9 protein-coding genes and 1 pseudogene are annotated in these 8,463 nt (G+C 44.1%); 2 read left to right on the forward strand and 8 right to left on the reverse strand.

Annotated features, from left to right (window positions below):
* Nucleotides 1-12 precede the first annotated feature (12 nt).
* Together FCL48_RS21275 and FCL48_RS21280 are read right to left on the reverse strand one after the other, a co-directional pair.
* Entirely contained in the window at nt 13-561 is a 549-nt protein-coding gene (locus tag FCL48_RS21275; protein ID WP_136875453.1) for a cytochrome c, read from the reverse strand.
* A 125-nt stretch (nt 562-686) separates the two neighbouring features.
* The gene (locus FCL48_RS21280) at nt 687-1,058 is read right to left on the reverse strand and encodes a VOC family protein (RefSeq protein ID WP_136875455.1); all 372 of its coding nucleotides are present in this window, start codon (nt 1,056-1,058) and stop codon (nt 687-689) included.
* Between the two features lie 545 nt (nt 1,059-1,603).
* On the opposite strand from FCL48_RS21280, the gene FCL48_RS21285 reads away from it, so the two are divergent.
* Together FCL48_RS21285 and FCL48_RS21290 are read left to right on the forward strand one after the other, a co-directional pair.
* The gene (locus FCL48_RS21285) at nt 1,604-3,226 is read left to right on the forward strand and encodes a protein kinase (protein WP_169309315.1); all 1,623 of its coding nucleotides are present in this window, start codon (nt 1,604-1,606) and stop codon (nt 3,224-3,226) included.
* Between the two features lie 35 nt (nt 3,227-3,261).
* Entirely contained in the window at nt 3,262-4,266 is a 1,005-nt protein-coding gene (locus FCL48_RS21290; protein ID WP_136875459.1) for a PP2C family serine/threonine-protein phosphatase, read from the forward strand.
* Between the two features lie 296 nt (nt 4,267-4,562).
* Here FCL48_RS21290 and FCL48_RS21295 read toward each other — a convergent pair whose 3' ends face one another.
* The 6 genes and pseudogenes from FCL48_RS21295 to FCL48_RS25565 form a co-directional block, all read right to left on the reverse strand.
* On the reverse strand, nt 4,563-5,753 hold the full coding sequence (locus FCL48_RS21295) for an NAD-dependent epimerase/dehydratase family protein (RefSeq protein ID WP_136875461.1): 1,191 nt from the start codon (nt 5,751-5,753) through the stop codon (nt 4,563-4,565).
* Nucleotides 5,754-6,011: 258 nt separating this feature from the next.
* A complete protein-coding gene (locus FCL48_RS25065) occupies nt 6,012-6,185 on the reverse strand; it encodes a hypothetical protein (protein ID WP_169309316.1) in 174 nt (57 codons plus the stop codon).
* 179 nt (nt 6,186-6,364) lie between these two features.
* Nucleotides 6,365-6,799: a hypothetical protein gene (locus FCL48_RS21300; protein WP_136875463.1), complete on the reverse strand. Its 435-nt coding sequence runs from the start codon at nt 6,797-6,799 to the stop codon at nt 6,365-6,367.
* A 67-nt stretch (nt 6,800-6,866) separates the two neighbouring features.
* Nucleotides 6,867-7,646, reverse strand: coding sequence for a hemerythrin domain-containing protein (locus tag FCL48_RS21305; protein WP_136875465.1), 780 nt, complete (start codon nt 7,644-7,646; stop codon nt 6,867-6,869).
* A gap of 471 nt (nt 7,647-8,117) precedes the next feature.
* Nucleotides 8,118-8,315, reverse strand: a complete 198-nt coding sequence (locus FCL48_RS21310; protein ID WP_136875467.1) for a hypothetical protein — start codon at nt 8,313-8,315, stop codon at nt 8,118-8,120.
* A 26-nt stretch (nt 8,316-8,341) separates the two neighbouring features.
* Nucleotides 8,342-8,463: pseudogene (locus FCL48_RS25565) on the reverse strand (IS1595 family transposase); the annotation flags it as partial.

The raw sequence follows: 8,463 nt of genomic DNA on the forward strand, positions 1-8,463 counted from the left end.
ATTTAATCGTCTTTAATGATGACCTGTCCCAGCCTGGTGGCTGCTTTTTAAGTTAGAAAACCGTTTGGGTGCATATTTTGCGTGGCAACTCATGCATTGACTGTGAAGCTTATAGAAATAAAAGTTCACAAGCTCTCCATCGCTCTGATGAGCGGCATGGGCCAATTTTCCGGCTGTTGTGTGAAACTCTTGATCCATTTCAATAAATCCGCTCGGTAAAGAATGATGGAGTTCTTGCATCTGGTCTTCGGTAAGCTTTTGCTTGAGAATAAAGCTGTCTTTGATTTTTTGCGCCAACTGGGCAAGCGCCTGCCAATTACCTGCTGCAATTGCTGGGATGATTGCCATCATCCCTTTCTCAATCTCGTTCATCTCCTGATTTAAAACTTCTTTCAAATCGTGTGAAAGATGCAGTTCAGCAGGTTGTTCCGGTGAATGTTTTTCGGGGAGGTGTACTTCAGATGCAAGACTGAGACTGATAATAAAACAGACACTGGTAGTAAGCACTGCTAGACGAATTGAGTTTATTTGTCTCTTAGTGGTATTTTTTTTAATTCTCATGGTTGCCCTTTTGATATGTAGTTGAGATTTTTCTATGCGGAACCTTTTTGAACCAATCAACTTTCCGCTTATCGATACTTAAGCCAATTGATGTTGTCTGTTAGTCTCAAACAACAGCACAACTTCTAACCATCTACATTGCCGAGCGTTTCTGACCAAAATTCAATTCTATTTCCTTCAGGATCGTAAACATAAAATGCCTTGGATCCCCAAATCACCTTTATCTGGGTTGGATTGACCCTCAAGTTCATCAAGCAAGTGTGCATAATTTGAATATCATCTATCTGAAAACATATAGTAATACCATTGCCGCTACAGCTCTTGATCGATGCACTCTCTTCGTTTGCGATGCTCAGTCTTGCTCCACTATTTAAAGAAAATTCAACAAACCAATCATTGACGAAATGCAGATCAAGTTTCAGCACATCTCTATAGAAGGAAACTGTCTCTTTCCATTTTCTGCAGTAGAGTATTGTGTTTGATGTTTTTATTTGCACAATTGCACCCAATCAAGAGGTATGTTTTGGGTTTTTTTAAAAATCTTCATCTCGTGTATGGTGTTGTCATCTTCAAGCTATCACGCGTAGCAACATTTTGAAGAAAGGTTTTGCGGTCTTTGTACTGGTAATGATCTAAATCAATTAAAAAATCCTGGTCCAATGCCACTTCTGTGGTGGTTCTCCGTACATCAGAAAATGCAAATCTAGATCTACTTCGAGACTTAAATTTAAACTTGGTGCGTAGAGTAATCGCATTTTGCGCTTATCATATTTTATCATAAAAAGATTCAATTAAATTGATTTAGGTCAATTTCATTTTATGAAAGTTCGATGATTGTAGTAAATATTGTATCGCTGGTAGCTTAAGTGAGGTAGGGTTGGCTATTTCCAGCTACCACGATGTGGTATTGTAAGAAGCGGGGAGCGGAACCGTACGTCGGCCATGGACCTGCTGAGTTTATCTGATTTTTCGAAGAAATAGAGTCTTGGACTACCTTATTTCCAAAACCCTAACCACTCGTCTTTCGAGTCAATGGATGCACATGATTGAGAAAAAACTCAACTGTTGGGAATTCAAAAAATGCGGGAGAGAACCAAACGGCAGTAACGTTTTGGAAATGGGGATATGTCCAGCGGTTCTCGACCATTCTTTTGATGGCACAAACAGAGGAAAGAATGGTGGGCGAATATGCTGGGCGGTGGCCGGAACATTCTGTGATGGTGAAAAACAGGGCCCCTTTCATGCAAAACGTGACTCATGTATAAAATGCGATTTTTTTCAGCTGGTCAGCCGTCAGGAAGAAGAAAGTGACAACCCAACGAAATTGCTCAAATTTCTGCTCGACACGTTGGATGATTCATTTCTTGAGGAATTGAAATATATATCGATCAGAGCTGGCGAACGTTTTCTTGTCCAGGGAACGAGAGGAGAGACCGCTTATATCATCCAGGAAGGTACCTGCCTGACGGTTGTTGAAAAAAATGGAGAACTCTATCCGGCGGGGCACTGGGGGAAAGGTGATATTGTCGGAATACTTGGTTTGTTTACCGGTGAGCCCAGTGAAGCACATGCAGAAGCTGAAACAGACATGAATCTGTGGGTGCTCAACAAGCACCAGATTGACAACATGTCGCATAACAACCCAGAGCTTCTATCCTTAGTTACTGAAATTGTAGCAAGTCAATTTGACTCAAAACGCCCTGTCGCCGATCGAAAAATAGGGAAATATATATTGACGGATATAATAGGTAGAGGTGCCTATTCAATTGTTTATAAAGCTATCCACAAAGACTTGAGAATGGCTGTTGCTGTTAAAATGATGCGACACCATATGGTAGTTGATCATAGTTTCCTTTTGCACTTTAAGAATGAGGCACAGATAATTGCATCACTCAACCACGACAATATTCTCAAGGTATATGATTTTGAAGAAAGGTATAAAACGGTTTTCATTATTTCAGAATATCTTGAAGGGGAATCCCTGCAAGACCTCCTTGCACGTCTAAGAGTTATTCCCCAGCTGCTTGCTTTAAAAATCATCTATCAGGTATGTGCTGGCTTGAGATATGCCCACGATAAAGGGATAGTACACCGGGATATAAATCCGGCAAATATAATGGTACTGCCGGACGATCGTGTAAAAATACTGGACTTTGGTTTGGCTTGTGAAATCGGCACTGAGGACGAACAAATAGGTGGTGCTTTTGCCTATCAGGCGCCTGAACTCCTTGAAGGGAGTCAGGCTGATCAGTCCAGTGATATATACGCCCTCGGGATAACTGCATTTGAGCTTGTCACCGGCAAAAAGCCCTTTTCCAATAGAGAAATCACCGAAATGTATCAAAGTCACAAGGAGAGAATCCTTCCTGACCCAATCGTTTGTAAACCTGATATCATCCCAAAATTGAGGGAATTTATCTTGAAAGCAACCCAGCACCGTGAAAAAAAACGCTATCACAATGCTGCTGAGGCGATAAATACGCTGGGGGCAGAAAATACATACCCGAATAAGTTGATCAAGAAAAATCATGAAATAAGCACCACTATTACTCTGAGTTGTGAATACCAACAGCAAGATGATTTTGATCGGTTAATCGAGGATTTCAGCAGACGATCAAATGACCTTAATCTTTCTTTTAGCGTTAACAATACAAAGGTCAAGTAAACCGAGAAATCGATAACGCCTATTCAGTGACGGTAATGACGAAATCAAAAATGAACTGTTGGAAATACAAAGAATGTGGCCGCCAACCTGGTGGAAACAAAGCAGAGAAGGAAGGTGTCTGTCCTGCAGCCGCTGAAAACACGTTTCATATGTTTAACAACGGGCTGAATGGTGGAAGAGCCTGCTGGCTTATTGCAGGTACTTTTTGTGATCACAAAATCTCCGGCACATACGCGGAAAAAATAGATACGTGTAAAAGTTGTGGATTTTACAAAATGGTGCAGGAAGAAGAGCACTCTTTTAAATTAATTGTGGATAACTTTTCTTTCTATGCAACCACCCACGTCGGGCTTGTCAGAAAGTCTAATGAAGACAGGTTCCTCATTAAAAAATTTAAGGACGAGACTATCCTCTTTGCTGTGGCCGATGGAATGGGAGGGCAAGCCGCAGGAGATTATGCAGCTGAGATCGTCAGGGGTAAAATGGCAAATTTATCCTGTATTCCACGGGGGAAAGAAACTGATATGCTCTCGTCATTGGCGGTCGAGACAGATAAATTTCTTATAGAACTCGGAGAAAAAGACGAACAACTTTATGGTCTGGGCACTACTCTTCTCTGTGTTTTTATAAGAGATAATTCAGCTTTCTGGGTTCACGTCGGAGACAGTCGCTTGACTATGTACAGAGGGGAGAAGTTGCTGCCAATAACCAAAGACCAGAATCTTGCAAGATATCTGGTGGAAGAGGGCGAGATTTCTCTGGAAGAAGTAGCCGATCACTATTCACGAAACATTCTTGACCAGGCATTGGGTAACGCCATGGAAGGACCGGAGACAGGTGTGGTGTCTCTCGAAGTGGGAGATTTTCTCTTACTGACTACCGATGGCTTTCACAATCCGGTATTGCCGGAGATTATTGAGGCCGAACTTCGAAAGGCTGAAGATCTCAAAAAAACGGCAGATTCTCTTGTCGATTATGCTTTGGCAAAGGGAGGAACAGATAACATTACTCTTGTTATTGCTCAATATACCGGGCCATAAACTCTCAACTACAACCAATAAAGAGGTCAAGACCCTTATCATTGCTGAACGACTTGTTTATAAAGGGCATCAGGCACATAGGCGCCGGGTACTCGGCCCCGGTTCATGGCTCGGGCAGCCTTTGGATAGTAACGAGTCTAATTGAATAAAATATTGGCCTCGTTCAATATCCAGGTTTTGGCATAGTGTACCACTTGGTACATACTGGTTTTTTTCACACAACAATATCACTACTTCTGGTACACTTTGAATACTCGCTTTCTGCTACCTGGCCCTGCAGTTTTTAGTGAGTCCTGTTATATTACTGCTGACTTCGTTGTATCGACCTGGGAAGTGCATTTTATCGTATAGTTTTTCGCATCCAGCTGGCCTGCATGGACTGCATCAAGCAGTTGGTCGGGTTGATGGATGAAGGTATTGCAGAAGCTGTTGCTCTCCGCTGTCTTCTCTTTGAAAGTAGATATCAGGTTCTGGTGGTTCCAGCGGGTGAGATAGTAAAAAATCATCTCCGGCAGCATGCTTAGAATGTTCACATCGGGCATTGGATCGACAAAACTCGAACGCTGCAACCGATCGCAATTGAGGGTCTGGGAAATGTAAAACTGGCGGAGAAAGATCAGCTCCGGCGGCAGATCCGCCTTCAATCCGAATTTGCGCAGCACCCTCAGCAACAGGGTGGTCGAGCGCTGACCGAAGCGAGCCAGTGGGTAGGGGACACAGATATCCTTCGGGTATTTGACCTCCAGAAAAGTTTTGATGGCAAGTATCAGCTCTCTGAGTTCCACCGGATTGCGATCGACGAAATTGTAGTCGCCACCGCAGAATTCGTCACGGTGATTGAGGACATGATCAATGAAATAGGGTAGCTTTCGGCAGTTGGAATAGGAATGTAAAACACCTTTTTTGGTGAACATTACCGGCATCGATTCGTCGGCTACGGCAAACATCATTCGCTGGATGCCCTGAATCTTGTGGTCATGGTTACCGTAGACGGCGGCAAGCCTGACCACGGTGTAGTCCAGGTCCTCGGTGCGGTGTAGATGGGCCAGAGTTCTTTCCGCCATAAGTTTGGAACGGGTGTAATTGGAGAGACCGGGCGAGAAATCACGCTGCTCGTCTTCGGAAATTTTGCTGCCCAGTTTCAGGGTCGCGGCAGAACTGATATGGATGTATGGGATGTTCAGCTCAATGGCAGTTTTAGCAAGGAGATACGGACCAAGATAATTAATATCGAAAGAAAGCTTTTCGTCAGCGTTGATGTTGGAGATTGCTGCATTAACGATGAAGTCGGGCTGCAGATCCAGCAGATACTTGCGGATATCGTCAGGTTCCCGCAGGGACATTTTTTTGGAGTTCGGAGCCCGAACATCAATCTGGTCTTCCGCTTTGCTTTTGAAGTAGTTGACAATAGTACCACCGACCAACCCGGATCCACCGACCACTACCCCCAGTCGAGGTCGCGAAGTATCTGGTTGCTTTTGTTCCATGGTTCACCCCCTGCCTGCAAAGTTTGGCAGAAAAAGAAGCGGACCCTGGAGGTCCGAATGTAAGCGTTCATCATGGCCAGGCGAACTATTGATTTCTCGTTGGTTGATGAGCATTGATTCAAGTGTGAAATATTTGCGTAATATCCTGTTCAAATGCTCCCGCTGGTCCAGGATGGCAGGCTCAGACCGGGAAGTATTTAGCCACGTCCAAGGTGATATTGTCCATCCCCCATTTTTAGGGCGACCTTGACAAGCGAATCAGCCGTTGATTTCAGGTCTGTAGACCTCTGCAACTCCGAAATAATCTGCTCGCAGTACCAGATCGTCTGTTCTTCCTGCATTAATTCCGCTGTTTATACCGTCGAAGGAGTCATCAAGGGCGGCTGGCCCCCCATGTCTTGAACGTTCTTGCCGCCTGGTTCTCCGCCGCACTTTTTGAACTCCCAGCAATTGAGTCTCTCTTCGCGCATATGAGTGTAGTGGAAAGTGGAGTACAGGCAACAACAAGTGTTGCCACGTGACACAGTAAACAGTGTGTGATTCGGGGTGGAACTCGAAACACCTTGCCTGACACCTTATCGGTCTCAAGACAGCCTGCTGATTGTGCTCGGTTACCTCATTTTTCGCCAACCTTCACTGATAAAGCGTTTTTCCCGCGTGAGGCCCCATTCTTTCATCGCCTGGATGTAGGCCAGCAGGTCAGTTTTGGCAAGAGCTTGAATTTCTTCCCGTTCCATGTTGCGTGTTGCGGTGTCATCCGGAGTGATACCGACCCAGGTGACATAGCCTTGGTCGAAGATCCAACTCGCATTCAGTTGATCTCTATCTATTCCGAAAGTGGATGCATGGGACCTGATGATATCCATATCCAACTCAAGTATCCATCCGTTGTCCCAAACCCTCTCGGGTCGGTCGTGTTCTTGTCCCTGACCACAGTCAGGGCAGAAGAGGGTGGTGACGGATTTTTCATCGAGGAGCATCTTACCAAAAAAAATCTCTGCACTTTTTCTGCCGCACTGGCATTGTACATGATAGCTCTCACACATGGTTTATTCTCCTTCTGTTTCGTGATCCTTGTTCTCTGCAGTTTGTGGGGCGTGCAGGTAAGTTGTGTCAGCTAAACTGATGCTCAAGTCCTTCGATGAAGAGCTGAAATTTTCGGTCATTCAAAGCAAGTCTTCTGTCAAAATTTTCAAAACGGGTTGTGAGTTCATTTACTTGTTCCTTCGCCAGCCTGCTGTCCAGCCAGGGAAAGAGTACTTCATCCTCCTTGTGGATATGCTCTGACAGGAGAGCGGCATATTCCTGCAAGTTAGAGGTAAGAACTTCAATGTTTACTGTATCAAGGGCATAGAGCATTTCTTGAACAAGGGCTCGTGCTTTCCGGTGATCTTCATAGATGACACGAAATATTTCCGCAGTGTCATCGAAATAAGTGAAGAGAATGTCTTCTTCCTTGCCATGATGCAGGTGGTCGGCATAGGAGCGGATGAAGTCGATACCGTGTTCAACTACCCGTCGGTCCTCTGCAGAAGTGAAGTCGAAGTCTTTAATCAGCTGTGGTATCAGCAGTAGCCAGCGTTTGATGAGTTTATGCTCATCGACCAGAACCTGGAGTGGAGCAGAAAAAACCTGCTTACCTGAAGATGTCAGCTTTCCTGCACTGTGCGACGAAACGTGGAGATTTCTTTCAGGGTAGATAGCAGCCTCGATGCGGCACATCAGCTCTTCTTCTGCTTCTCTGGGTATTTGATGGATTTCAAGAATATCCTTTAGCTGACAGATGCCAACGGTGCAAGGGCCACAGCCAATGCCATATTCCTCGAGAATTTTCTCGACTCCGGGAAATTCAGCGATGATGTCCTTTATCCCTTTGCTTCTGTATTTCTCCACAACAGACCTCCCAGCGTACCTGTTAATTCAGAGCCTGGTTCAACACCTATAATAGGATGCTAACAGAGAAGGGGGGATGCTACTTTGACTTATATCAAAATCAGGAATTTTGTCTGGTGAGAGTCTTTGTGTTTTTTCCAGCAAAGACCCTTTTCTCCCATTTCCAAGCAGATGGCCGGGTTATGGAGGTTGCATTGGTCCGTATTCATTTGCTGGAAATGATGCGGAGGTTATTTATAAAGGACAGAAATATTGCTTTTCAAACAGCTAAAGCTCGCATATGAGAATAAATATCGTTGGTATAGTTCCTCAAATTAATGAATCTGGTCGCTGAAGTAGACGGATACAGGAAGGCAACTAACACGATCTCCCTGTTAAAGAGTTCATCACAAAACTGGTATTCTGCTCAATTATTACAATGTGAGATGCAAGACAATTAATCAGTTGCCGTTTCCTCTATAAGGGAAGCTCCTAAAAAAGGTGATGTGCTGTAGCTGTTGCAGATCCCAACAATAAGTCGTTAGCAACTTGAATCATTCCTTCCACGGTGCTCGTATTGGCCAGTTGCGGTTCAGAAGAATTTGACCTGACGTCATAAGATTTTTCAAAGGTTTCGATAAAATGTAACAATGCTTCGTATGAGACTGATTTATTAAGAGAAGAATACATATATCCTCCTACAATTTTTTTTCTGATTACCACCGAACTTCAGCCATTTTCAACAGTCGGTATGGCATCGGTGGAGTTTTTAAACAGTATTTGAGGAGGGAAGCAACCATATCTGCCAACTTAAATCTACGGTTAAAGCGATAACAAT

Source organism: Desulforhopalus sp. IMCC35007 (genome assembly GCF_005116575.1).
In the GTDB taxonomy this organism is placed as follows: domain Bacteria; phylum Desulfobacterota; class Desulfobulbia; order Desulfobulbales; family Desulfocapsaceae; genus Desulforhopalus_A.

What these genes read in the sequence shown, in the direction of transcription:
- FCL48_RS21275 (WP_136875453.1), bottom strand. Translation starts at nt 561, where the DNA reads ATGAGAATTAAAAAAAATACCACTAAGAGACAAATAAACTCAATTCGT.
- FCL48_RS21295 (WP_136875461.1), bottom strand. Translation starts at nt 5,753, where the DNA reads ATGGAACAAAAGCAACCAGATACTTCGCGACCTCGACTGGGGGTAGTG.
- FCL48_RS21300 (WP_136875463.1), bottom strand. Translation starts at nt 6,799, where the DNA reads ATGTGTGAGAGCTATCATGTACAATGCCAGTGCGGCAGAAAAAGTGCA.
- FCL48_RS21290 (WP_136875459.1), top strand. Translation starts at nt 3,262, where the DNA reads ATGACGAAATCAAAAATGAACTGTTGGAAATACAAAGAATGTGGCCGC.
- FCL48_RS21310 (WP_136875467.1), bottom strand. Translation starts at nt 8,315, where the DNA reads ATGTATTCTTCTCTTAATAAATCAGTCTCATACGAAGCATTGTTACAT.
- FCL48_RS21285 (WP_169309315.1), top strand. Translation starts at nt 1,604, where the DNA reads ATGATTGAGAAAAAACTCAACTGTTGGGAATTCAAAAAATGCGGGAGA.